The sequence below is a fragment of the Verminephrobacter aporrectodeae subsp. tuberculatae At4 genome, from assembly GCF_000193225.1.
In the GTDB taxonomy this organism is placed as follows: domain Bacteria; phylum Pseudomonadota; class Gammaproteobacteria; order Burkholderiales; family Burkholderiaceae_C; genus Acidovorax; species Acidovorax aporrectodeae.
The window spans coordinates 1-817 of record NZ_AFAL01000213.1 but is presented as its reverse complement, the minus strand read 5'-3'; the positions used below and the strand labels follow the sequence as shown (position 1 = coordinate 817).

1 protein-coding gene and 1 pseudogene are annotated in these 817 nt (G+C 77.0%); both read left to right on the top strand.

Annotated features, from left to right (window positions below; translation table 11 throughout):
• Positions 1-397: pseudogene (locus tag VTU_RS25955) on the top strand (ABC transporter substrate-binding protein); the annotation flags it as partial.
• Positions 371-817 (top strand): iron chelate uptake ABC transporter family permease subunit (locus VTU_RS35530; protein ID WP_322835860.1); only part of this gene is annotated, 447 nt, incomplete at its 3' end. The pseudogene VTU_RS25955 and the gene VTU_RS35530, both read left to right, overlap by 27 nt.

Sequence of the window (817 nt, the reverse complement as noted above, 5' to 3'; positions counted from 1 at the left end):
CGCCGGCGTGCGGGCCGCGGCCCAGGCGCTGCCGCCCGGGGCGAGGAACGCGCGCGTCTACTTCGAGGTCAGCCGGGGGCCGTATGCCGCGGGTGCGGCCTCGTTCATCGGCGAATCGCTCGCGCGCCTGGGCGCACGCAATGTGGTTCCCGCGTCGCTGGGGCCGTTTCCCCGGCTGAGCCCCGAGTTCGTGCTGCGCGCCGACCCCGACGTCATCATGATCGGCAACCGCAGCATGCAGGCCATGCTGGCCTACCCGGGCTGGGACCGCCTGCGCGCCGTGCGCACGGGGCGCGTCTGCGTGTTCGGCGCAAAGGACGCCGACATCCTCGTGCGCCCCGGTCCGCGCCTGGCCGACGCCGCGCGCATCATGGCGCGCTGCCTGACGGAGAAAGCGGCCGCGCGGCCTGGGCACGCGCCTTCGCGGCGGCGAGGCCCCGCCGGCGCCAAGCGGGGAGACGCTGCCCGCCGCCGCGCCGGGCCGCTCCCAAGCAAGATTCAGCCCCCTCGGGGGGCAGCGACAGCGACCCCACGCAGCGGGGCGCGTGGGGCTTGGGCAGGCCACATGACCCCCGCGTGCGCAGCCTCCCCCGCCGGGGATGCACCGGGGCGCCGCGCAGCCTGGTGCGGCACTTGGCTGCTGCTCGCCGCTGCGCTGCTCGCGCTGTGCGGCGCCAGCGTGGGCAGCACGGGGTTCGACAGCCTGCTGCGCATGCGCACCGACCCCGTGGCCTGGCAGATCGTGTGCGACATCCGCCTGCCGCGCACGCTGGGTGCCTGGCTCGCGGGGGCGCTGCTGGGCCTGGCCGGCGCCGTG